The 22,964-nt window shown below is 70.6% G+C and carries 21 protein-coding genes; 11 read left to right on the top strand and 10 right to left on the bottom strand.

Going from position 1 to position 22,964, the window contains the following annotated elements:
* Positions 1–9 precede the first annotated feature (9 nt).
* Complete coding sequence (locus E4P42_RS03525; protein WP_371286980.1) at positions 10–1,263, top strand: ubiquinol-cytochrome c reductase iron-sulfur subunit; 1,254 nt, start codon at positions 10–12, stop codon at positions 1,261–1,263.
* Positions 1,260–2,942, top strand: a complete 1,683-nt coding sequence (locus tag E4P42_RS03520; protein WP_135123069.1) for a cytochrome bc complex cytochrome b subunit — start codon at positions 1,260–1,262, stop codon at positions 2,940–2,942. Before E4P42_RS03525 ends, E4P42_RS03520 begins: the two co-directional genes overlap by 4 nt.
* Positions 2,943–3,145: 203 nt before the next feature.
* On the opposite strand, the gene E4P42_RS03515 is transcribed toward E4P42_RS03520, so the two are convergent.
* The 4 genes from E4P42_RS03515 to E4P42_RS03500 all read right to left on the bottom strand — a co-directional run bounded on the left by E4P42_RS03515 (position 3,146) and on the right by E4P42_RS03500 (position 6,328).
* Complete coding sequence (locus tag E4P42_RS03515) at positions 3,146–3,781, bottom strand: DUF2561 family protein (RefSeq protein WP_135123067.1); 636 nt, start codon at positions 3,779–3,781, stop codon at positions 3,146–3,148.
* Positions 3,781–4,680, bottom strand: coding sequence for an MmpS family transport accessory protein (locus E4P42_RS03510; protein WP_135123065.1), 900 nt, complete (start codon positions 4,678–4,680; stop codon positions 3,781–3,783). Before E4P42_RS03510 ends, E4P42_RS03515 begins: the two co-directional genes overlap by 1 nt.
* Before the next feature lie 166 nt (positions 4,681–4,846).
* On the bottom strand, positions 4,847–5,266 hold the full coding sequence (locus E4P42_RS03505; RefSeq protein WP_135123063.1) for a cytochrome c oxidase subunit 4: 420 nt from the start codon (positions 5,264–5,266) through the stop codon (positions 4,847–4,849).
* Positions 5,267–5,275: 9 nt separating this feature from the next.
* Positions 5,276–6,328, bottom strand: a complete 1,053-nt coding sequence (locus E4P42_RS03500; protein ID WP_135123061.1) for a cytochrome c oxidase subunit II — start codon at positions 6,326–6,328, stop codon at positions 5,276–5,278.
* 159 nt (positions 6,329–6,487) lie between these two features.
* On the opposite strand from E4P42_RS03500, the gene asnB reads away from it, so the two are divergent.
* Positions 6,488–8,431 carry an asparagine synthase (glutamine-hydrolyzing) gene (gene asnB, locus E4P42_RS03495; protein WP_135123059.1) on the top strand — a complete coding sequence of 648 codons (1,944 nt, stop codon included), beginning with the start codon at positions 6,488–6,490 and terminating at the stop codon, positions 8,429–8,431.
* 3 nt (positions 8,432–8,434) lie between these two features.
* On the opposite strand, the gene E4P42_RS03490 is transcribed toward asnB, so the two are convergent.
* On the bottom strand, positions 8,435–9,409 hold the full coding sequence (locus tag E4P42_RS03490; RefSeq protein ID WP_135123057.1) for a carbohydrate kinase family protein: 975 nt from the start codon (positions 9,407–9,409) through the stop codon (positions 8,435–8,437).
* Between the two features lie 171 nt (positions 9,410–9,580).
* Between E4P42_RS03490 and E4P42_RS03485 the strand changes: the two genes are divergently transcribed.
* Entirely contained in the window at positions 9,581–10,225 is a 645-nt protein-coding gene (locus E4P42_RS03485) for a hypothetical protein (protein ID WP_135123055.1), read from the top strand.
* Between the two features lie 6 nt (positions 10,226–10,231).
* Here E4P42_RS03485 and E4P42_RS03480 read toward each other — a convergent pair whose 3' ends face one another.
* Complete coding sequence (locus E4P42_RS03480; RefSeq protein ID WP_135123053.1) at positions 10,232–10,594, bottom strand: iron-sulfur cluster assembly accessory protein; 363 nt, start codon at positions 10,592–10,594, stop codon at positions 10,232–10,234.
* A 150-nt stretch (positions 10,595–10,744) separates the two neighbouring features.
* Between E4P42_RS03480 and E4P42_RS03475 the strand changes: the two genes are divergently transcribed.
* Positions 10,745–11,419 (top strand): DUF3043 domain-containing protein, encoded by a 675-nt coding sequence (locus E4P42_RS03475; RefSeq protein WP_135123051.1) that lies wholly within the window; start codon positions 10,745–10,747, stop codon positions 11,417–11,419.
* An 8-nt stretch (positions 11,420–11,427) separates the two neighbouring features.
* Positions 11,428–12,474 carry a nicotinate-nucleotide--dimethylbenzimidazole phosphoribosyltransferase gene (gene cobT / locus E4P42_RS03470; RefSeq protein ID WP_135123049.1) on the top strand — a complete coding sequence of 349 codons (1,047 nt, stop codon included), beginning with the start codon at positions 11,428–11,430 and terminating at the stop codon, positions 12,472–12,474.
* Positions 12,475–12,478: 4 nt separating this feature from the next.
* On the opposite strand, the gene E4P42_RS03465 is transcribed toward cobT, so the two are convergent.
* Both E4P42_RS03465 and gcvT read right to left on the bottom strand, forming a co-directional pair.
* Complete coding sequence (locus E4P42_RS03465; protein WP_135123047.1) at positions 12,479–13,585, bottom strand: branched-chain amino acid aminotransferase; 1,107 nt, start codon at positions 13,583–13,585, stop codon at positions 12,479–12,481.
* Positions 13,586–13,640: 55 nt separating this feature from the next.
* Positions 13,641–14,735, bottom strand: coding sequence for a glycine cleavage system aminomethyltransferase GcvT (gcvT, locus tag E4P42_RS03460; protein ID WP_135123045.1), 1,095 nt, complete (start codon positions 14,733–14,735; stop codon positions 13,641–13,643).
* Between the two features lie 25 nt (positions 14,736–14,760).
* Between gcvT and E4P42_RS03455 the strand changes: the two genes are divergently transcribed.
* Complete coding sequence (locus E4P42_RS03455; RefSeq protein ID WP_167759339.1) at positions 14,761–16,275, top strand: leucyl aminopeptidase; 1,515 nt, start codon at positions 14,761–14,763, stop codon at positions 16,273–16,275.
* Here the strand turns inward: E4P42_RS03455 and E4P42_RS03450 are convergent.
* Positions 16,272–18,047: an SDR family oxidoreductase gene (locus tag E4P42_RS03450; protein WP_135123043.1), complete on the bottom strand. Its 1,776-nt coding sequence runs from the start codon at positions 18,045–18,047 to the stop codon at positions 16,272–16,274. The two genes, E4P42_RS03455 and E4P42_RS03450, sit on opposite strands and share 4 nt — an antisense overlap.
* Positions 18,044–18,394: an oxidoreductase gene (locus E4P42_RS03445; protein ID WP_135123041.1), complete on the bottom strand. Its 351-nt coding sequence runs from the start codon at positions 18,392–18,394 to the stop codon at positions 18,044–18,046. Before E4P42_RS03445 ends, E4P42_RS03450 begins: the two co-directional genes overlap by 4 nt.
* A gap of 149 nt (positions 18,395–18,543) precedes the next feature.
* Here E4P42_RS03445 and sucB point away from each other — a divergent pair, with 149 nt between their 5' ends.
* The 4 genes from sucB to lipA are packed head-to-tail and all read left to right on the top strand — an operon-like array spanning position 18,544 to position 22,959.
* Positions 18,544–20,355: a 2-oxoglutarate dehydrogenase, E2 component, dihydrolipoamide succinyltransferase gene (gene sucB / locus E4P42_RS03440; protein ID WP_135123039.1), complete on the top strand. Its 1,812-nt coding sequence runs from the start codon at positions 18,544–18,546 to the stop codon at positions 20,353–20,355.
* 5 nt (positions 20,356–20,360) lie between these two features.
* A complete protein-coding gene (locus E4P42_RS03435; protein WP_135123037.1) occupies positions 20,361–21,299 on the top strand; it encodes a TIGR01777 family oxidoreductase in 939 nt (312 codons plus the stop codon).
* A 17-nt stretch (positions 21,300–21,316) separates the two neighbouring features.
* Positions 21,317–22,015 carry a lipoyl(octanoyl) transferase LipB gene (lipB, locus tag E4P42_RS03430; RefSeq protein WP_135123035.1) on the top strand — a complete coding sequence of 233 codons (699 nt, stop codon included), beginning with the start codon at positions 21,317–21,319 and terminating at the stop codon, positions 22,013–22,015.
* Complete coding sequence (gene lipA, locus E4P42_RS03425) at positions 22,012–22,959, top strand: lipoyl synthase (protein ID WP_135123033.1); 948 nt, start codon at positions 22,012–22,014, stop codon at positions 22,957–22,959. Before lipB ends, lipA begins: the two co-directional genes overlap by 4 nt.
* Positions 22,960–22,964 lie beyond the last annotated feature (5 nt).

The following is a 22,964-nucleotide window of genomic DNA, read 5'->3' as shown; positions in this document are numbered from 1 at the left end:
GACGAACGGATGAACGACGAACTGAGCGACGACGAGCGCCGCGCTGCGGCCGACGATCCCACCGACGCGCCGAAGGGCACCGACGCACCGGGTCACGCCGGTGTGCCCGGGCAGCCGACCGACGCCGAACTCGCCGCGATGACGCGCGAGGAACTGGTCGAACTCGGCGGCCGGATGGACGGCGTCGAGACGGTCTTCAAGGAGCCGCGGTGGCCGGTGTCGGGCACGCGCGCCGAGAAGCGGGCCGAGCGCGGGGTGGCCAGCTGGCTGCTCTTCGGCGGCATCTCGGGTCTGGTGCTGCTGGTGGTGTTCCTGTTCTGGCCGTGGGAGTACCAGCCCTACGGCTCCGAGGGCGAGTTCTGGTACTCCCTGGCGACGCCGCTGTACGGGCTGTTCTTCGGGTTGTCCATCCTGTCCATCGGCATCGGCGCGGTGCTGTACCAGAAGCGGTTCATCCCCGAGGAGATCTCGATCCAGGACCGGCACGACGGCCGCTCCCCCGAGATCCAGCGCAAGACCATCGTCGCGAACCTCACCGATGCGCTCGAAGGTTCGACGGTCAAACGCCGCAAGATGATCGGCCTGTCACTCGGGGTCGGCCTCGGCGCGTTCGGGCTGGGCACCGCGGTGGCGTTCCTCGGCGGTCTGATCAAGAACCCGTGGAAGCCGGTGGTACCGACCGCCGACGGCCCCAAGGCGGTGCTGTGGACGTCGCACTGGACCCCCCGCTTCGAGGGCGAGACGATCTTCCTGGCCCGCGCGACCGGCAACACCGGGCACGGCGCGGTGTTCGCCAAGATGCGGCCCGAGGATCTCGACGCCGGCGGTATGGAGACCGTCTACCCGTGGCGCGAGTCCGACGGGGACGGCACCACGGTGGAGTCGAGCCACAAGAACACCGAGATCCTGATGGGCGTGCGCAACCCCGTCATGCTCATCCGGTTGCGGCCCAACGACATGGCCAAGGTGGTCAAGCGCAAGGGGCAGGAGAGCTTCAACTTCGGTGAGTTCTTCGCCTACACGAAGATCTGCTCGCACCTCGGCTGCCCGTCGTCACTCTACGAACAGCAGACCCACCGCATCCTCTGCCCCTGCCACCAGTCGCAGTTCGATGCGCTGCACTTCGCGAAACCCATATTCGGTCCGGCTGCGCGCGCTCTCGCGCAGCTACCCATCACCATCGACCAGGACGGGTACCTGGTCGCCAACGGCGACTTCATCGAACCCGTTGGGCCGGCATTCTGGGAACGGAAGACAACATGAGTGCACCAAGCAAAGTGGCCGCCCGGCTAGCGGCCCAGGGCGACGCGATGGACTCGCGTTACCACCCGTCGGCAGCGGTACGCCGGCAGCTCAACAAGGTGTTCCCCACCCACTGGTCGTTCCTGCTGGGTGAGATCGCGCTGTACAGCTTCATCGTGCTGCTGATCACCGGCGTCTGGCTCACGCTGTTCTTCGACCCGTCGATGGCGCACGTCGTCTACGACGGCGTCTACCAGCCGTTGCGCGGTGTCGGCATGTCGCGGGCGTACGAGACGGCGCTGGACATCAGCTTCGAGGTGCGCGGCGGCCTGTTCGTCCGGCAGGTCCACCACTGGGCGGCGCTGCTGTTCGCCGCGTCGATCATGGTGCACCTGGCCCGCATCTTCTTCACCGGCGCGTTCCGCCGGCCCCGCGAGGCCAACTGGGTCATCGGCTCGCTGCTGTTGATCCTGGCGATGTTCGAGGGCTTCTTCGGCTACTCGCTGCCCGACGACCTGCTGTCCGGCACCGGCCTGCGCGCCGCCCTGTCCGGTATCACGATGGGCATCCCAGTGGTCGGCACCTGGATGCACTGGGCGCTGTTCGGCGGTGACTTCCCGGGCACGATCATCATCCCGCGGCTCTACGCGCTGCACATCCTGCTGATCCCGGGCATTATGCTCGCGCTGATCGCCGCGCACCTGGCGCTGGTGTGGTTCCAGAAGCACACCCAGTTCCCCGGCCCCGGCCGCACCGAGAAGAACGTCGTCGGCGTGCGCGTCATGCCGGTGTTCGCGGTGAAGTCGGGCGCGTTCTTCGCGCTGACGGTCGGCATCCTCGGCCTGATGGGCGGCCTGCTGCAGATCAACCCGATCTGGAACCTGGGTCCCTACAAACCGTCTCAGGTGTCGGCGGGTAGCCAGCCCGACTTCTACATGATGTGGACGGACGGCCTGATCCGGTTGTGGCCGGCGTGGGAGTTCTACATCGGCAACTACACGATCCCGCAGCCGGTGTGGATCGCGGTGCTGATGGGGCTGATCCTCGGCCTGCTCACCGTCTATCCGTTCCTCGAGAAGAAGCTCACGGGCGACGATGCGCACCACAACCTGCTGCAGCGTCCGCGTGACGCCCCGGTGCGCACCGCGATCGGCGCGATGGCGATCTCGTTCTACATCCTGCTGACGTTCGCCTGCATGAACGACATCATCGCGCTGAAGTTCCACATCTCGCTGAACGCGACGACGTGGATCGGCCGCATCGGCATGGTGGTGCTGCCCGCGATCGTGTACTTCGTGGCCTACCGCTGGGCGATCGCGCTGCAGCGCAGCGACCGCGAGGTGCTCGAGCACGGCATCGAGACCGGCATCATCAAGCGGCTGCCACACGGTGCCTACATTGAGCTGCACCAGCCGCTCGGCCCGGTCGACGACCACGGGCATCCGATCCCGCTGGAGTACCAGGGCGCTCCGCTGCCCAAGCGGATGAACAAGCTGGGATCCAGCGGCGCCCCCGGCACCGGCAGCTTCATGCGGGCCGACCCGGCCGTCGAGCACGAGGCGATCACCGAGGCCGCACACGCCTCGCACCGCCGGGCGCTCACCGCGCTGCGCGAGCGGCAGGGCACCAACGGGTCGACCAACGGACACGGCAACGGCTCGGCCAACGGGCACGGAAACGGCTCCAACGGTCACCACTAGGAAGAGTCAGCACGACCGAAAGAACCCCCGCAGGGCTCCGGCCCCGCGGGGGTTCTCTCGTTGTGAGGGCCACTCCCCTCCCCCACGCCACGCCTCCTCAACCTGGCGCGAGCAGACACACACTCGCACGCATCAGCGCCCGAACACGCGACTCTGCGACTGCTCGCGGTACGGGGAGACTCGCGGTACGGGGAGAGGGGGCCTCAGGAGGCGTCGAGGAGCTCGCGCAGCCGCCGCAGGAACCACCACGGCGCCACCGGCAGTGCCAGCGTGATGACCGCGGCGACGCCGTACAGCACCCAGGACGCGACGTCGCTGTCGACGGCCATCAGGTAGGTGGCGACGCCGATCGCGACCATCGCCACCCCCATCGCGATCGCGACCACGAGTGCGAACCGCAGGCAGAGCTGATCGACGGCGGCCGCCGGGTAACCCGGATCCAGGCGGCTGGGCACCGCCGTGGCCGTCAGGCCGGCCACCCGCAGCTTCTCCGTGGCCGGATCGACCGCCCCGGGCGCCGGGGCCTGCGGACGCGCCACCGTGAGCGACGGCTCGTCCTGGGCACTGCGCCGCGCCCGCAGGAGCAGCGGCACGGCGCCGACGATGATGACCGCCGACACACCGATGACGGTGTAGAGCGCCCATGGCGTGCCGGACCCGCCGGACGCCGGCGCCGGGGTCCGGCCGAGTTCGACCAGCGCGACGGTCGCGGCGACGCCGGTGCCCAGCGCGGCGAGCCACACGATGGCGCAGGCCCCGAAGAGGATGCGGTCCAGATGGTCGCCCGCTGCGCCCAGGCGCGACCGCGACGTCTCCGCGGTGGAGGTGGCGTAGCTCATCAGCAGCTGGTCTGCGCGGAGTTACCGGTGTTCGACGACAACACCGTCCCGTCGTTGGTCGTGATCGAACAGTTCAACCTGCTCACCAGGAACAGACTCGACGCCTGCACCGAACCCACCTCCGACTGCGAGATCGGGGTCACGGTCAGTGACCACGGGATGTAGACGTTGCGCTGTGTGCGGGACCTGCCGTTGGCGTCGGTGTAGGTGACCGTGATGATGTCGCCCGGCGCCTTCGTCCCGGTCACCGAGTAGGTCACCTGCCGCGGGCCCGCCGGCGTCGTGGTCGTCGGCGGCGCGGGCGGCGGAGTCGTGGTCGCCGGGGGCGGCGGAGGCGGTTCCTCAGCGGCCGGCGGCGGTGGGGGTGGTGGCGGCGGTTCGGTCACCGTGACCGTCTCCGGCGGCGGCGGAGGTGGCGGCTGCGTGGTCGGCGGGGGCGGCGGAGGCGGGGGCGGTGGCGTCGTCGTGGTGATCTCGTCCTGCACCGGCGGCGCGGGTGCAGTGGTCGTGGTCTCCGGCGTCGCGAGCTGGTCGGTGTCGGTACTGGTCACCAGCAGAGCCACCGACACCACCAGTGAGATGGCGGCGATGATCGCAGTGACCCCGACCACCCATGGCCAGCGCGGTGGCGGCTGGTCCTCGACGGCGCCAGGGCCAGGGTCATAGGTGTCGTAGTCGTAGAGCGCAGGGTCGGCGGGGACATAGGGCCCGCTGACGAACTGCTCGGACTCCGGGGCCGAGTAGGCCTGCGCATACGATTCGGTCGCGCCGGTGGCAGCCGGCGGGTCGGACGCCCCGACGTGCTCGGTCGCGTCGTCGGGTGCGGAGTGTCTGCCACCCTCCCGCCCGGACCCCTCCGGCCCCGGCGAGTCCGGTCCTGGGGGATTCGGCCCGCTCATCTACGCCTATCCTTCTCGAGACTGCGTCACCGGCGCGGGCGTGCGGCCACAGCGGCTCACCGCGCCTCGGCAACACTACCGAACCACGAGTGACCGGCGACCGTCACAGACGGTCGGCCGGCCAAGTGGTGCCTGATTTGTGATCTTCGTGTCGACCGACAGCGGGTCAGTGCTTTTCCGGGCCCCAGTGGTACTCGAAGACCAGGCCGGCCGCGGACGTCAGCACGAACACGATGCCCGCGACGATCAGCCACGGCAGCCACAGCGCGGCGCCGACCGCGGCGGTGGAGAAGGACAGCGCGATCAGGATCGGCCACCAGCTGTGCGGGGCGAAGAAGCCCAGTTCGCCGGCGCCGTCGCTGATCTCGGCGTCCTCGTAGTCCTCGGGCCGGGTGTCGAGCCGGCGGGCGACGAACCGGAAGAAGGTGCCGGTGATCAGGGTCAGGCCGGTGGTCAGCGCGAGCGCGGTGGTACCGGCCCACTCGACGCCACCCGGGCTGAAGACCGCGGTCAGCACCGCGTAGACCACCGTCGACAGCGCGAAGAACGCGGTGAGGAACTCGAACAACCTGGCTTCAATGTGCATTGAGACGTCCTACTTGCTCGCTTGCGGGGCCATCTCACCGCGGCGGGAGTCGAACGGCCGGGTGGTGACAGCGGTCGGTTCCTGGTTGATGGCCTCGAGCGCCTCGGCGTTGGTCGCACCCGCGATCCGCCGGTCGAGGTAGGCCTTGAAGTCGTTGGGCTCCACCACACGCACCTCGAAATTCATCATCGCGTGGTAGGTGCCGCACATCTCCGTGCACCGGCCGACGAACGCACCGGTCTCCATGATCTCGGTGATCTGGAAGATGTTGTCGGAGTTGTTCTGCTGCGGGTCCGGCAGGACGTCGCGCTTGAACAGGAACTCCGGCACCCAGAAGCCGTGGATGACGTCGGCCGAGGCGATGCGGAACTCGATGCGCTTGCCGGTCGGCAGGACCAGAATCGGGATCTCCTCGGTGGTGCCGAGGGTCTCGACCTCGTCGAAGGCGAGGTAGCTGCGGTCTTCGGGGGTCTTGCCGTGGATGGCACCGTGCTCGGGGCCGTGCGCACCCTCTTCGCCGATATGACCCTGCTCACCCGGTCGCGAGGCGACGGCCTCCGAGCGCTCGGGGTCGGTGCCGTCGTAGTTGATGGTCCCGTCGGCGAAGCGGACCTGGTTGTAGCCGAACTTCCAGTTCCACTGGAACGCGGTGACGTCGATGACGACCTCGGGGTTGTCCTCCTTGGCCAGCATCTGCTCCTGCACCACGACGGTGAAGTAGAACAGCACCGAGATGATCAGGAACGGGATCACGGTCAGCGCGAGCTCCAGCGGCATGTTGTAGCCGAACTGGCGCGGGAACTCCTCGTCACCCGCCTTCTTGCGGTGGAACGCGCTGGTCCAGAAGATCAGCACGTAGACGATGCCGCCGACGACCAGCGCCGCGATGACCGAACCGATCCACAGTTCACGGTTGAGATGCGCTTCCGGCGTGATGCCGTTCGGCCAGCCCAGGCCCAGCACCTCCGACCAGCTGCAGCCGCTGAGCACGAGCGCTGAGACACCGAGTACCGCCACCAGTGCGGCCTTCCGTGCCACCGCCTTCAGCCCACGAGGGGTCACGTTGGCGCCTCCTAGATTTCCGTGAAGCGACCGCGGCGCGGTCCGTTGCCACCAGTGATTACTACGCAGCGTAGACCACGGCTTCGCGCCGGTCTCGACACACCCGACGTTCGTGTGCCGTCGTGCCCCGCGACGAGCGCATTGGGCATACTTGGCGCCGTGTGCGGACTGCTGGCATTCCTCAAAGACCCGTCCGCGCAGCCCGGTCCCGCGCTGGTGGAGGCGGTTTCCGGGGCTGCCGAGCTGATGCGTCACCGGGGTCCGGACGAACCGGGCACCTGGTCTGACGACGACGCCGCGCCGGGCATCGTGCTGGGCTTCAACCGGCTGTCGATCATCGACATCGCCCACAGCCATCAGCCGCTGCGGTGGGGCCCGCCCGAGTCGCCCGACCGCTACGTGCTGGTCTTCAACGGCGAGATCTACAACTACCTGGAACTGCGGCGTGAGTTGCACGACACCTGCGGCGCCGAGTTCGCCACCGACGGGGACGGCGAGGCGATCATCGCCGCCTATCACCACTGGGGCACCGCCGCGCTGACCCGGTTGCGCGGCATGTTCGCGTTCGCGCTGTGGGACACCGAAGAACGGGAGCTGTTCTGCGCCCGCGACCCCTTCGGCATCAAACCGCTGTACCTGGCGACCGGCCCGGGCGGCACCGCGGTGGGCAGCGAGAAGAAGTGCCTGCTGGCGGTCGCCGACGAACTCGGCCTGGACCTGACGCTCGACGACCGGGCGCTGCAGCACTACACGGTGCTGCAGTACGTGCCCGAACCGGAGACGCTGCACCGTGGCGTGCGCCGGCTCGAGTCGGGCAGCTACGCCCGGGTGCGCCCGGGCGGGCGGGCGGAGGTGACGCGTTACTTCACCCCGCGATTCGACGCCCGGCCGTTCGCGGCCGCTGGTGAGCAGGCGCGCTACGACGAGATCACCGCGGTGCTCGAGGATTCGGTCGCCAAGCACATGCGCGCCGACGTGACCGTCGGGTCGTTCCTGTCCGGCGGCATCGACTCGACCGCGATCGCCGCGCTGGCGATGCGCCACAACCCGCGGCTGATCACGTTCACCACCGGCTTCGAGCGGGAGGGCTTCTCGGAGGTCGACGTGGCGGCGGCGTCGGCGGAGGCGATCGGCGCGCGCCACATCACCAAGGTGGTCAGCCAGGCCGAGTTCGTCGAGGCACTGCCATCGATCGTCTGGTACCTCGACGAGCCGGTCGCCGATCCGGCGCTGGTGCCGCTGTACTTCATCGCCCGCGAAGCGCGCAAACACGTGAAGGTCGTGCTGTCCGGTGAGGGCGCCGACGAGCTGTTCGGCGGCTACACCATCTACCGCGAACCGCTGTCGCTGCGGGCGTTCGACTATCTGCCCCGGCCGGTGCGGCGCTCGCTGGGCCGGGCGTCCGGACCGCTGCCCGAGGGGATGCGCGGCAAGAGCCTGCTGCACCGCGGATCGCTGAGCCTCGAGGAGCGGTACTACGGCAACGCGCGCAGCTTCTCCGACGCGCAGCTGCGCGCGGTGCTGCGGCGGTTCTCCCCCGACTGGACGCACACCGACATCACCGCACCGGTCTACGCCGAGTCCGCCGGCTGGGATCCGGTGGCGCGCATGCAGCACATCGACATGTTCACCTGGCTGCGCGGCGACATCCTGGTCAAGGCCGACAAGATGACGATGGCCAATTCACTGGAACTGCGGGTGCCGTTCCTCGACCCGGAGGTGTTCGCGGTCGCCGCGCGGCTGCCGCTGGAACAGAAGATCACCCGCGCCACCACGAAGTTCGCGCTGCGCCGGGCGCTGGAGCCGGTGATCCCGCCGCATGTGCTCAACCGGCCCAAACTCGGCTTCCCCGTGCCTATCCGGCACTGGTTGCGGGCCGGTGAACTGCTCGAGTGGGCGTATGCCACCGTCGACGCCTCACAGACCGGTGAGCTGATCGACCTGGCCGCCGTGCGCGGAATGCTCGACGAGCACCGCACCGGCGTCAGCGATCACAGCCGGCGGCTGTGGACGGTGCTGATCTTCATGCTGTGGCACGCGATCTTCGTCGAGGGCAGCGTCACCCCGCAGATCGACGAGCCGCACTACCCGGTGCAGCTCTAGGGGTCAGGCCAGCGCCTGGGCGATCTCCCGGCCGGCGTCGGCACCGTAGGCCCCGGTCAGCCGCTCGATGGCCTCCTCGCGGTCCCAGGTCCACTCCTGCGGGCCGGGCGCCTCGAACACCAGCACCGCGACCAGCGACGCCAGCTGGGCGGACCGCTCCAGGCTCAGGCCGGCGCTGCGGCCGGTCAGGAAGCCGGCCCGGAACGCGTCGCCGATGCCGGTGGGGTCGGCGACGTGCTTCTCGGGAACGACGTCGACGTGGATGAAGGTGCCGTCGGAGCTGACCAGGTCGACGCCCTTGGGGCCCAGCGTGGTGACGCGCAGGCCGATCTGGTTCATCACCTCGGCCTCGCTCCAGCCGCTCTTCTGCAGCAGCAGGTCCCACTCGTAGTCATTGGTGAACAGGTAGGCGGCGCCGTCGATGAGCTTGCGGATCTCCTCACCGGAGAGCCGGGCCAGCTGCTGGGACGGGTCGGCGGCGAACGGCAGACCCAGGCTGCGGCACTCCTCGGTGTGCAGGAACATCGCCTCGGGGTCGTTGGCCCCGATGATGACCAGTTCCGGCTCGCCCAGGCGTTTCACCACGTCGGCCAGCGCGATGTTGCGCGCCTCGGACATCGCGCCGGGATAGAACGACGCGATCTGCGCCATGGCCTCGTCGGTGGTGCACACGAACCGCGCGGTGTACGCCGAATCGGAGACCAGCACGCTCTCGGTGTCCACGCCGACGGACTCCAGCCAGCTGCGATAGTCGTCGAAGTCCTGCCCGACGGCCCCGACGAGGGCGACGTCGCCGCCGAGGACGCCGATCGCGAACGCCATGTTGCCTGCCACCCCGCCGCGGTGCATGACCAGGTCGTCGACCAGGAAACTCAGCGACACCTTCTGCAGGTGCTCGGGCAGCAGTTGTTCGGAGAACTTGCCGGGGAACCGCATCAGATGGTCGGTCGCGATCGACCCGGTCACCGCAATGGTCACGAAGCGTTCCCCTTCAGTTCGTTAACGTGTCTAGCCACCCTAGCGGCCGATCCCGGCGTCCCGCCGGTGCCCGGGCCCGCCGGGGCCGGTGCGCTAACCTGCGTACAAGTGCCCGTGCGGTCACTGTAGACACGCGATCTGACCGGACAACTCCTGGGAGCGACGTATTTGATGGCTGGCCCGTACCCCTACCCGGAGTCCTACCCCCAGCACCCGCTCCCCCCGCACCAGGCGCAGCAACCCCCGCCGCACCCGTATCCGGCGGTGCCGTCGCCCTACCCCGGCATGATGCCGCCGCCGATGCCGTATCCGAAGCGCAACCGCAAGAAGCTGGTGTTCGGGACGCTGGCGGTGCTCGCGATTCTCGCGGTGGTGGCCACGGTGCTGGTCGTGACGTTCTCCGGCGGCGAGCGCGACAGCGGCGGCCCGCTGAGCGATCAGGCCGCACGCACAGCGATCCAGAACTATCTCGATGCGCTGGCCGACGGCGACGACGAGACCGTCGCCCGCAACACGCTGTGCGGGCTGTACGACGACGTCAAGGAGAAGCGATCGGACCTGGCCCTGGCCGGGCTGGCCGGCGACGCGTTCCGCAAGCAGTTCAGCCGCGCGGAGGTCACCTCGATCGACACGATCGTGCAGTGGTCACCCAACCAGGCGCAGGTGCTGTTCACGATGCGGGTCGCGCCCGCAGGGGGATCGACGCGCGGTCAGGAACCCCCGGACGAGGAGGAGCAGGCGATCGCTCAGCTCCTCATCCAGGGGGACGACGTGCTGGTGTGCTCCTACCTGCTGCGCAGCGGCGGCCAGTACTGAGCAGCGTCAGTTGAACGAATCGCCGCAGGCGCAGGAGCCGGTGGCGTTCGGGTTGTCGATCGTGAAGCCCTGCTTCTCGATGGTGTCGACGAAGTCGATGGTGGCGCCCTGCACGTAGGGGGCGCTCATCCGGTCGACGGTCAGGTTCACGCCGCCGAACTCGGCGGTCAGGTCACCGTCGAGCGACCGGTCGTCGAAGAAGAGGTTGTAGCGCAGGCCGGCGCAGCCACCGGGCTGCACGGCGATCCGCAGCGCGAGGTCGTCGCGGCCCTCCTGGTCGAGCAGGGCCTTGGCCTTGGCGGCTGCGGCGTCAGTGAGCAGCACACCGTGGGTTGCGGTGGCGGTCGCCGACTCGTCGTGAACAGTCATTGCTCTCCCTTTGCATCCCTGCGGGGTGGTCGATGGCGGGGCCCGGCACAGTCAGACCCGCTGTCGTCAACGGTACCTTGCTCGTCGGCTATTCCCGACCGTGACGCCCGCCTCGCCGACGGCCCGCCGAGGCCAAGTAACCTGGCAGGCGTGAGACTGCTGGGCCGCAAGAACGACGACGAACAACCCGGGGACACCGCGATCGCGGCCTCGGAGACCGATGCCGAGGCCCCGGCCGGCGAGTTCCGCGGCACCGCGCCCAAGGGCAGGCCCACCCCGAAGCGGGACGCCGCCAGGCGGCGCGGTCCCGTCGCACCCGCGCCGCTGACCGCCGCCGAGGCGCGCAAGCGCCGCAAGGAGATGCGCGGCCCGAAACTCAGCCGCGAGGAGCGCAAGGCCGAACGTCTGGAGCGCCGGGCCTCGATGTCCGAGCGCCGCGAGAAGATGATGGCCGGCGAGGACGCCTACCTGCTGCCCCGTGACAAGGGACCGGTGCGCCGCTACGCCCGCGACATCGTCGACTCCCGCCGCAACGTGCTGGGCCTGTTCATGCCCGCCGCGCTGGCGCTGATCTTCATCATGCTGGCCGTGCCGTCGATCGAGGTGCAGCGGATGCTCTCCCCGGCCATGCTGGTACTGGTACTGATCATGATCGTCGACGGCTTCCTGGTGGGTCGCCGCGTCAACCGGATGGTCGACGAGAAGTTCCCGGACAACACCGAAACCGGTTGGAAGCTGGGCTTCTACGCGGCCAGCCGGGCCTCGCAGATGCGCCGGATGCGGGCGCCGCGACCCCAGGTCGACCGCGGCGCCAAAGTCGCCTGACCGTCGTCGTGACCGATACCGCGTTCGCCGACGTGGTCCCGCCGGATCCGGGTGTGGCGGCCGAGGCCCGCGCCCGTCAGGACCGGCTCACCAAACCCCGCGGGGCGCTGGGCCGGCTCGAGGACCTGTCGGTGTGGGTGGCGTCCTGTCAGGGCGCCTGCCCGCCGCAGCAGTTCGTCCGACCCCGTGTCGTCGTCTTCGCCGGTGACCACGGCGTGGCGGCGGCGGGTGTGTCGGCGTATCCCGCGGAGGTCACCGCCCAGATGGTGACCAACATCGCCACCGGCGGCGCGGCGATCAACGCGCTGGCCGACGCGGCGGGCGCCGGCGTGCGGGTGGTGGACGTCGCGGTGGACGTCGAAGCGCCGCTGTCCCCCGCGGTCGGCGCGGTGAAGGTGCGTCGCGGCAGCGGCAACATCGCGGTCGAGGACGCGCTGAGCGCCGAGGAGACCGAGGCGGCGCTGGCGGCGGGCCGTCGCGTCGCCGACGAGGAGGTCGATGCGGGCGCCGACCTGTTGATCGCCGGCGACATGGGGATCGGCAACACCACCGCGGCCACCGCGTTGATCGCGATCCTGACCCGCACCGAACCGGTGGCGGTGGTGGGTCGCGGCACCGGCGTCGACGACGACGGCTGGGCGCGCAAGACCGCCGCCGTGCGCGACGCCATGTACCGGGCCCGCGCCGTCGTCACCGATCCTGTTGCGCTGCTTCAGGTCTGCGGTGGAGCCGACCTCGCGGCGATGGCGGGGTTCTGTGCACAGGCCGCGGTGCGGCGCACCCCGGTGCTGCTCGACGGGCTCGTCGTGACCGCCGCGGCGCTGGTCGCCGACCGGCTGGCGCCGGGTGCCCGGCAGTGGTGGCAGGCCGGACACCGCTCCCCCGAGCCCGGGCACAGGCTGGCGCTCGACCACCTGGAACTCGACCCGATAGTCGACCTCGGCATGCGGCTCGGCGAAGGCACCGGCGCCGCCGTCGCGCTGCCCGTGGTCCGCGCGGCGGTGGCCGCACTGGCCGCGATGGCGACGTTCGACGAGGCCGGCGTCTCGGCCTGAGGCCTCAGTTGAGCTTGGCCATCCAGCCGTGGGTGTCGGCGAAGGTGCCGCGCTGAATTCCGGTCAGCGTGTCGCGCAGCGCCATGGTGACCTCACCGGGTTCGCCGTCGGCGATGGTGAACTCCCCGTCGGTGTGCTTGACGTGGCTGACCGGGGTGATGACGGCCGCGGTCCCGCAGGCGAACACCTCGCTGATCTCCCCGGCGGCGGCCTTCTTCTGCCACTCGTCGACGTCGATCTTGCGCTCCTCGACGGCGAAGCCGGCGTCGGTGGCCAACTGCAGCAACGAATCCCGCGTGATACCCGGCAGCAGTGAACCGCTCAGCTCAGGGGTGACCAGCCGCGCCGAACCGCCGCTGCCGAAGACGAAGAACAGGTTCATCCCGCCCATCTCCTCGACGTAGCGGCGTTCGATGGCGTCCAGCCACACCACCTGGTCGCAGCCCTTCTCGGTGGCCTGCGCCTGGGCGAGCAACGAGGCGGCGTAGTTGCCGCCGAACTTGGCCGCGCCGGTGCCGCCCGGGCTGGCCCGCACGTATTCGTGCGACAGCCACACGCTGACCGGTTTGATGCCGCGCGGGAAGTACGCCCCGGCCGGTGACCCGATGACCAGGTAGCGGTACTCGTTGGCGGGCCGCACGCCCAGTCCCGGTTCGGTGGCGATGATGAACGGCCGCAGGTACAGGGACTCCTCACCGCCCGCCGGGGGCACCCACTGTTCGTCGACGGCGATGAGCTGGCGCAGCGATTCGATGAACGCCTCGTCGGGCAGCTCCGGGATGGCCAGCCGGCGGGCGGAGGTCCGCAGCCGGGCGGCGTTGGCCTCCGGCCGGAACGACACCACCGAACCGTCGGCCCACCGGTAGGCCTTGAGCCCTTCGAAGACCTCCTGCGCGTAGTGCAGAACCACCGCCGACGGGTCGAGTTCGATGGGGCCGTAAGGGATTACCCGCGCGTTGTGCCAGCCGGCGTCGGCGGTGTAGTCGATCGAGACCATGTGGTCGGTGTGGTACCGGCCGAACCCGGGGTTGGCCAGGATGCCGGCCCGTACCTCGTCGGTCGCCGGCTCCGCGTTGCGGTCAACGGTGAACTCGAGGGGGCCGTCAGTCATGGAGCGATTGTATAACCGGCGGCCAGCGGATTTCCGTGGCCGCGGGCGGCCCGGTCTATCGGGTCCGGGCCTGCACGAACGGCGGCTTGACCACCTCGCACGCGACCCGCCGACCGCGCACGTCCACCTCGACGGTGGCCCCGTCGGCGACGTCGTGCCCGGTGTCGAGCAGCGCCAGCGCGATGCCGGCCTTGAGGCTCGGCGAGAACGTGCCCGAGGTGGTGACGCCGACGGCGGTGTCCCCGTCGTAGACGGTGAGGTCGGGCCGCAGCACCCCGCGCCCGACGGCCTTGAGGCCGCGCAGCGTGCGCGCCGGGCCGGCCTCCTTCTCGGCGAGCAGTGCGTCGCGGCCCCAGAAAGCGTCCTTGCGCCAGCCGACCGCCCAGCCGCACCGCGCCTGCAGCGGCGAGATCTCCAGCGACAGCTCGTGGCCGTGCAGCGGGTAACCCATTTCGGTGCGCAGGGTGTCGCGCGCGCCCAGCCCGGCGAGCTCGCCGCCGGCGTCGCGCACCGCGCCCACGAGCGCGTCGAACACCGCAGGCGCGTCGTCCCACGACGGAAGCAGTTCGAAGCCCTGCTCGCCGGTGTACCCGGTGCGGCACACCCGCACGACGGCGCCGCCCAGATCGGCGTCGGCGTACCCCATGTAGTCCATGTCGGTCGGCAGGCCGAGCGCGGTGAGCACCTCGGCGGACTTCGGGCCCTGCACCGCCAGCACCGCGAACGAGCGGTGCTCGTCGGTGACGGTGATCCCGTCGGGCGCCCGGTCGGCCAGCGCGGCCACCACCGCGGCGGTGTTGGCGGCGTTGGGCACCAGGAAGATCTCGTCGTCGGAGACGTAGTAGGCGATCAGGTCGTCGACCACGCCGCCGGACTCGTTGCAGCACAACGTGTACTGCGCCTTACCCGGGCCGATGCGGCCCAGGTCGTTGGTCAGCGCGGAGTTGACGTAGGCCGCCGCCCCCGGGCCCTTCACCAGCGCCTTGCCGAGGTGGCTGACGTCGAACAGCCCCACGGTGGTGCGGGTGGCGGTGTGCTCGGCCACGGTGCCGGCGTACGACACCGGCATCAGCCAGCCGCCGAATTCGGCGAACGTCGCACCCAGGTCGCGGTGCCGGTCTTCGAGGGGGCCGTGCAGGGGTTCGCTCACGCTTCACACCTTAGGGTGGATTCCCGTGAGCTCCGATCCCGGCTACCAGGCCCCCACCGTCACCGTCAGCTCGTCCGTGCCGCGCCGCGGCGTGGGCGAGGCCGTGCTCATCGTGCCGGTCGTCAGTCGTGACGACACGGCGCGTGTGCTCGCCGCCGAGCCGTTCCTCGACGGGTCGGCGGTCGCCGCGATCGAGTCCGCGCTCGGCGCGCTCGGCGCGACCGGCGGCGAGGGGCAGACGCACCGCCTGGTGATCGACGCGCTGCCGGTGGCCAGCGTCCTGACCGTCGGGGTGGGCAAGCCGCGTGACGAGTGGCCCGCCGACACGGTCCGTCGCGCGGCCGGTACCGCGGCCCGCGCGCTCGACAAGGCGGGTTCGGTGCTGACCACGCTGTCGGCGCTGGACCTGTCGGCCGCGATCGAGGGCCTGATCATGGGCAGCTACCGGTTCACCGACTTCCGCAGCGCCAAGACCGCACCGAAGGACGAGGGGCTGCGTGCGATCACCGCGCTGTCGGCGGAATCGAAGAGCGCGGCGCGCGACACCGCGCAGCGCGCCACCGACATCGCGACCGCCGTCGCGACCGCCCGCGATTTCGTCAACACCCCGCCCAGCCACCTCTACCCCGACGAGTTCGCCAAGCGGGCGCGCGCGCTCGGCGAGTCGGTGGGCCTGGAGGTCGAGATCCTCGACGACAAGGCGCTGGCCAAGGGCGGCTACGGCGGCATCGTGGGCGTCGGCAAGGGCTCGTCGCGGCTGCCGCGGCTGGTGCGGCTGAGCCACACGGGCGCCAAACGGAAGGGCAAGAGGGTCGCCCTGGTCGGCAAGGGCATCACGTTCGACACCGGCGGCATCTCGATCAAGCCGGCCGCCAACATGCACCACATGACCTCCGACATGGGCGGCGCGGCGGCGGTCATCGCGACCGTGGTGCTCGCGGCCAAGCAGAAGTTGCCGATCGACGTGATCGCCACGGTGCCGATGGCCGAGAACATGCCCTCGGCGACCGCACAGCGCCCCGGCGACGTGCTCACCCAGTACGGCGGCACCACCGTGGAGGTGCTCAACACCGACGCCGAGGGCCGGCTGATCCTGGCCGACGCGATCGTGCGGGCCTGCGAGGACAACCCGGACTACCTGATCGAGACGTCGACGCTGACCGGCGCGCAGACCGTGGCGCTCGGTGCGCGCACGCCCGGTGTGATGGGCAGCGACGCGTTCCGCGACCGGGTGGCCGCGCTGTCGCAGCAGGTCGGTGAGAACGGCTGGGCGATGCCGCTGCCCGAAGAATTGAAGGACGATCTGAAGTCGACGGTGGCCGACCTCGCCAACGTCAGCGGGTCGCGCTACGCCGGCATGCTGGTGGCAGGCACGTACCTGCGCGAGTTCGTCGCCGAGGGTGTGCAGTGGGCGCACGTCGACATCGCGGCGCCGGCCTACAACACCGGCGGGCCGTGGGGCTACACCCCCAAGGGCGGCACCGGGGTGCCGACGCGGACGATGTTCGCGGTCCTGGAGGACATCGCGAGCAACGGCTAGAGCACGCGGGCGCGGGCGGTGCTGCGCAGCACCTGCGGCGCCAGCCGCGACGTGCCGTACACCAGGTACGCCTCGGGTGCGACGGGCCGGATCGCCTTGCCGGACTTGACCGACGCGAGGATCGCCTTGGCGACCCTGTCGGGGCCGTAGCGTCGCGCGGCGAACATCGCCTCGAGCTGTCTGCGGCGCCCGGCGACGTCGGCGCGGCGGCCCTGCGGCGCGTCGATCTGGGTGGCCGAGACGATGTTGGTGGCGATGATGCCGGGGCAGATCGTGGTCAGGCCGATGTCGGCGGCGTCGAGTTCGGCGCGCAGGCAGTCGGAGAACATGTAGACCGCGGCCTTGGACGTGCAGTAGGCGTTGAGCGACTGCAGCGGCGCGTAGGACGCCATCGAGGCCACGTTGACGATGTGGCCACCGGTCCCCCGGTCGACGAGGCGGCGGGCGAACGCGCGGCAGCCGTTGACCACGCCGCCGAGGTTCACGTCCAGCACGCGGTCCCACTGTTCGGCCGGGGTGTCGAGGAAGCGGCCGGCCTGCCCGACCCCGGCGTTGTTGACCACGATGTCGGGCACGCCGTGGGCCGCGCAGACCTCGTCGGCGAAGCGTTCGACCGCGTCGGCGTCGGAGACGTCGAGGACATACGGGTGTGCGACGCCGCCTGCGGCGGTGATCGCCGCGGCGGTGTCCTTGGCAGCGGCCTCGTCGATGTCACTGACCACCAGTTCGGCGCCGTCGCGGGCGAACGCCAGCGCGGTTTCGCGGCCGATGCCGCTGCCGGCGCCGGTCACCGACACCAGCGTGTGCGCGAACGGCGGCCGGGCCTCGCCGACGCGGGCGCGGCGCAGGGCCCGGGCCTCGGGCCCGCCGTCGAGGTGGTCGGCGAACTCGGTGACCGCGCGGGCGATCACCTGCGGATGCGACATCGGCGACCAGTGGCCGGCGCGCAGGTCGCGCCGCCACAGCCGCGGCACCCACCGCGGGGTCTCCGCGTAGAGGTGGGGCCGGATGAACGCGTCGCCGGTGTTGACGATGAGCTGCACCGGCACGTCGACGACGTGGTCCTTGCGGCCGGGCCGCAGCAGGGAGCCGAAGTAGTTGGCGCGGTACACCTTCAGGCTGCGCGCGGCGTCGCGCCGGTAGGTCGGCGAGTGGTGCAGCCGCTCGGCCGGGACGCCTTCGCCGACCCGCTGGTACTGGCGCAGCCCCTCGGCGATCAGGGTCCGCACCGCGGCGGGCGCCACCAGCGGGACCGAGAAGAACGCCATGTAGGACAGCCGCAGCAGCTGACCCAGCGCGCGGGCCAGCCGCACCGGGCGGTGGGGGCGCTTGAGCGCGTCGAGCACATACCGGCGGACGTGGTCGATGCTGGGGCCGGACAGCGAGGTGAACGACGCGACCCGGTCGACCGCCTCCGGTCGGGCCAGGTACTCCCACATACCCGTCGACCCCCAGTCGTGGGCGACGACGTGCACCGGCCGGTCGGGGCTCAGCGCGTCGGCGACGGCGGCGAAGTCGTCGGCGTAGCGCGCGGTGGTGTAGGCCGAGGACTTCCTCGGCGTCGAGGTCAGCCCGACGCCGCGGTTGTCGTAGCGCACGATGTGGAAGCGCTCGCCGAGCTGAGCGACGACGCCGTCCCACACCACGTGGGAGTCCGGCCAGCCGTGGACGAGGATCAGCGTGGGCCGGTCGGGGTCGCCGTCGGTGTACACCGCGACGCGGACGCCGTCGGTGCTGTCGACGAAGCGGGGCTCGGGGCGCTGGGCCGTCATCCGTCGAGTTCCTCTCGGAGTGCGCGTTTGCGTTCGATGCGTCGGCGGGCGTCATAGTCACGCATGCGCTGCGGGTAGCCGACTTTCTGGACGTCGTAGACGGGAATCTTCAGCCGGTCGGACAGGCGGCGGGCGCCGGCGTCTCCCCCGGCGCGCCGCCGCGTCCACTCACCGTCGGCGGCGACGAGGACGACGGTGACGTCGGTGACCGTGGTGCGCGGTTCGATGAACGCCTCGACGCCCTGGTGGTCGGCCACCCACTGTCTGAGGTACCGCAGATCGGCTGCGGGATCGCGGCCGTCGCCCCGCGCGGCGCGCCGGCCCCGCAACTTGTCGAACAGTCCCACCTTGTGCCTCGGCTCCCTTCTCGACCTTCTTCGATCTTGCCAGAGCGACCACTAACCGAGTCCTCGACGAAGTGCGGGACCGAACGTGGAAGGATGGGTCGCGACGTTCGCCCACCCACGCGACTGATCGTTCGAAGGAGCCAACACACATGGCCGTCTCTGTCCAGATGCCCGCACTCGGTGAGAGCGTCACCGAAGGCACCGTCACCCGGTGGCTCAAGCAAGAGGGTGACACCGTCGAACAGGACGAGCCATTACTGGAAGTGTCGACCGACAAGGTTGACACCGAGATCCCGGCTCCCGCATCCGGTGTGCTGCAGAAGATCGTCGCCCAGGAGGACGACACGGTCGAGGTCGGCGGCGAGCTCGCCGTGATCGGCGACGGCGCAGGCGATTCCGATGACTCCGGTGACTCCGATGACTCAGCTGAGTCGGCCGAGGAGGAGAAGTCCGCCGAGGAGCCGGCGTCGCAGCCCGAGCCGGCGGCCGAGGAGACCGAGAGCGAGCCGGAACCCGAGTCCAAGCCCGAGCCCAAGGCGCAGTCGAAGCCGAAGTCCTCGGGCTCGGCGACGCCGGTGACGATGCCCGAGCTCGGTGAGTCGGTCACCGAGGGCACCGTCACCCGCTGGCTGAAGAAGGTGGGCGACAGCGTCGAGGTCGACGAGCCGCTGCTGGAGGTGTCCACCGACAAGGTCGACACCGAGATCCCGTCCCCGGTGGCGGGCACGCTGCTCGAGATCATCGCCGAGGAGGACGACACCGTCGAGGTCGGTGGTGAGCTCGCCAAGATCGGCGACGCCGATGAGGCCGGCGGCGAGCCCGAACCCGAACCCGAGCCCGAGCCGAAGCAGGAGGCCAAGCCGGAGCCGAAGCCGGAGCCCAAGCCCGAACCCAAGCCGGAGCCCAAGCCCGAACCGAAGTCCGAGCCCAAGCCCGAACCGAAGTCCGAGCCCAAGCAGGACGGCCAGCCCCAGGCCAAGGAGGCCGAGTCGGGTGACAGCGGCCCGTACGTGACGCCGCTGGTGCGCAAGCTGGCCGCCGAGAACGACGTCGACCTCGCCTCGATCAAGGGCACCGGCGTGGGCGGACGCATCCGCAAGCAGGACGTGCTGGCCGCGGCCGAGGCGAACAAGCAGCAGAAGTCCGGCACCGAACAGGCCGCCGAGGCCCCCGCCAAGGCGCCGGCCGCGGCCATGGCCCCGGCGGATGCCAACGCCGCCGACGCGCCGCTGGCCCACCTGCGCGGCACCACGCAGAAGGCCACCCGCATCCGTCAGCTCACGGCGAAGAAGACCCGCGAGTCGCTGCAGGCCACCGCGCAGCTCACCCAGACGCACGAGGTCGACATGACCAAGATCGTGGCGCTGCGGGCCCGGGCCAAGAAGGACTTCGCCGAGCGCGAGGGCGTGAACCTGACGTACCTGCCGTTCATCGCGCGCGCGGTGATCGACGCGCTCAAGGCGCACCCGAACGTCAACGCCAGCTACAACGAGGACACCAAGGAGATCACCTACTACGACGCCGAGCACCTCGGCTTCGCGGTGGACACCGAGCAGGGTCTGCTGTCGCCGGTGATCAAGAACGCCGGCGACCTGTCGCTGGCCGGGCTGGCCCGGGCGATCGCCGACATCGCCGCCCGCGCCCGCTCCGGTGACCTCAAGCCCGACGAGCTGTCCGGCGGCACGTTCACGATCACCAACATCGGCAGCCAGGGCGCGCTGTTCGACACGCCGATCCTGGTGCCGCCGCAGGCGGCCATGCTGGGCACCGGCGCGATCGTCAAGCGTCCGCGCGTGATCGTCGACGAGTACGGCAACGAGTCGATCGGTGTGCGGTCGGTCAGCTACCTCCCGTTGACCTACGATCACCGCCTCATCGACGGCGCCGACGCCGGCCGCTTCGTCACCACGATCAAGCGCCGGCTCGAAGAGGGTGCGTTCGAGGCCGATCTCGGGCTCTAACGGCAGTGGCTGACGCAGCCGGCGGGCCGGCGACTTCGGGCGGTGCCGTCATCGCCATCGCGGGGTCGTCCGGCCTCATCGGATCGGCGTTGGTGTCGGCGCTGCGGGCGGCGGACCGGCGCGTGGTGCGCATCGTGCGCCGGGCGCCGTCCAACGCCGACGAGCTGTTCTGGAACCCCGACACCGGTGAGTTCGACGCCGGGGCGCTGCGCGGTGTCGACGCGGTGATCAACCTGTGCGGCGTCAACGTCGGCCAGCGGCGCTGGTCGGGGGCGTTCAAGCAGAGCCTGCGCGACAGCCGGATCGCCCCGACCGAGGTGCTGGCCCACGCCGTCGCCGAGGCCGGGGTGCCGGTGCTGGTGAACGCCAGCGCGGTCGGCTACTACGGCGACACCCGCAGCCGTGTCACCGACGAGTCGGCGCCGGCCGGCCAGGGGTTCCTGGCCCGGCTGTGCGTGGACTGGGAGGCCGCCACCGGCCCGGCGGCCGCGGCCGGGGCACGGGTGGTGCTGTTGCGCACCGGCCTCGTGCTGTCCCCCGCGGGGGGCCTGCTGGCCCGGCTCCGTCCCCTGTTCAGCCTGGGGCTGGGCGCCCGGCTGGGCAACGGCCGCCAGTACATGCCGTGGATCAGCTTGGAGGATCAGGTGCGCGCGGTGCTGTTCACCATCGGCCGCGACGAGCTGTCCGGGCCGGTGAACGTCACCGGTCCGGCTCCCGTCACCAACGCCGAGTTCACCGCCGCGCTGGGCCGGGCGGTCAACCGGCCGACCGCGCTGATGGTGCCGGGGTTCGCGTTGCGTACGGTGCTCGGCGAATTCGCCGACGAGGGCCTGCTGGGCGGTCAGCGCGCCATCCCGGCCGCCCTCGAGCGGGCCGGCTTCGCGTTCCACCACAACACCGTCGGGGAGGCGCTCGCCTATGCCACCGGACCCAGGGACGCGTAGCGAGTAGCGTCGTGACCATGGGTGTTTCGATTCGCTCGTCCGCTGCACCGGTCGACGTCCGCCGCCTCGGCACGGTCGACTACCGCGACGCCTGGGACGAGCAGCGCCGGCTCGTCGACGCCCGGGTGGCCGGCGGCCCCGACACCCTGCTACTGCTCGAGCACCCCGCGGTGTACACGGCGGGCAAGCGCACCGAACCGCACGAACGGCCGCTGGACGGCACCCCCGTGGTGGACACCGACCGGGGCGGCAAGATCACCTGGCACGGTCCTGGCCAGTTGGTCGGCTATCCGATCATCGGGCTGGCCGAACCGCTCGACGTGGTCAACTTCGTGCGCCGCCTCGAAGAGGCGCTGATCGCGGTGTGCGCCGGGTTCGGGCTCGACGCCGGCCGGGTCGACGGGCGCTCGGGCGTATGGCTGCCCGCCGCTGGGGGCCGTCCCGAACGCAAGGTCGGCGCCATCGGCATCCGGGTTTCCCGCGGGACCACGCTGCACGGTTTCGCGCTCAACTGCGACTGCGACCTGTCGGCGTTCTCCGCGATCGTGCCGTGCGGGATCGCCGACGCCGGGGTGACGTCGCTGACCGCCGAACTCGGCCGCCGCGTGACCGTCGACGACGTCACCGACGCGGTGGCCGGCCACGTGTGCGATGCGCTGGACGGTCGCCTGCCGGTCCGGACCGGTGCCGGCTCCGGCGTAGCATTGTCACAGTGACAGTCACTCCCCCGGCCGGCCGCAAGCTGCTGCGGCTCGAGGTCCGCAACGCCCAGACGCCGATCGAGCGCAAGCCGCCGTGGATCAAGACCCGCGCCAAGATGGGGCCGGAGTACACCGAGCTCAAGTCGCTGGTGAAGCGCGAGGGCCTGCACACGGTGTGCGAAGAAGCGGGCTGCCCCAACATCTTCGAATGCTGGGAGGACCGCGAGGCGACGTTCCTGATCGGCGGCGAGCAGTGCACTCGGCGCTGCGACTTCTGCCAGATCGACACCGGCAAGCCGGCCGAGCTGGACCGCGACGAACCACGACGCGTCGCCGAGAGCGTGCAGGCGATGGGTCTGCGCTACTCCACGGTGACCGGCGTCGCGCGCGACGACCTGCCCGACGGCGGCGCCTGGCTGTACGCCGAGACGGTGCGCGAGATCAAGCGGCTCAACCCGAACACCGGTGTGGAGCTGCTCATCCCCGACTTCAACGGCAACCCCGACCAGCTCGCCGAGGTCTTCGAGTCGCGCCCGGAGGTGCTGGCACACAACGTCGAGACCGTGCCGCGGATCTTCAAGCGCATCCGGCCGGCGTTCCGCTACGACCGCAGCCTCGGCGTGCTGACCGCCGCCCGCGACTTCGGTCTGGTGACCAAGTCCAACCTGATCCTGGGCATGGGTGAGACGCCCGACGAGGTGCGCACCGCGCTGGTCGACCTGCACGAGGCCGGCTGCGACATCGTCACCATCACCCAGTACCTGCGCCCGTCGCCGCGGCACCACCCCGTCGAGCGCTGGGTCCGGCCCGAGGAGTTCGTCGAGTTCTCCGAGTACGCCGAAGGCCTCGGTTTCGCCGGGGTGCTGGCCGGTCCGCTGGTGCGCTCGTCGTACCGGGCCGGGCGGCTGTACGCGCAGGCCGCGCGGCTGAAACCGGCCGCCGCCCCACCCGTATCCTGAGAGAC

The organism is Mycobacterium sp. PS03-16, from assembly GCF_004570325.1.
Classification (GTDB): Bacteria; Actinomycetota; Actinomycetes; order Mycobacteriales; family Mycobacteriaceae; genus Mycobacterium.
This window is presented reverse-complemented; position numbering and strand designations above follow the sequence as displayed.